Source organism: Priestia sp. SIMBA_032 (genome assembly GCF_046535215.1).
In the GTDB taxonomy this organism is placed as follows: Bacteria; Bacillota; Bacilli; order Bacillales; family Bacillaceae_H; genus Priestia; species Priestia aryabhattai.
In genome coordinates, this window is sequence record NZ_JAWRXD010000343.1 from 1 (window position 1) to 318 (window position 318).

The window sequence follows — 318 nt, forward strand, 5'->3', positions numbered from 1 at the left end:
CGATTGCCAATGGCACATTGAGCGCGGTGAGCAGCAGTGATGGTGGCATCACCTGGACCGCGACGCTCACCCCGGCGGCCGGTATCACCGATACCAGCAATGTGATCACCCTGGATAACACCGGCATTGCCGATTTGGCCGGCAACGCCGGCGGCGGCACGACCGACTCCAACAACTACGCCGTCGACAGCCAACGGCCGACCGCGATCATCGCGTTTGCTGATTCGGCGCTGACAGCCGGTGAGACGTCTCTGGTGACTATCACTTTCAGTGAGGCGGTGACCGGCTTCACCAACAGCGACCTGAGTGTGCCCAATG

General features: G+C 61.9%; 1 protein-coding gene. It reads left to right on the forward strand.

The genetic code is table 11. The features are described from left to right. Positions 1 to 318: Ig-like domain-containing protein (locus SB717_RS34680; protein WP_410907400.1), on the forward strand; the 318-nt coding region annotated here is incomplete at both ends.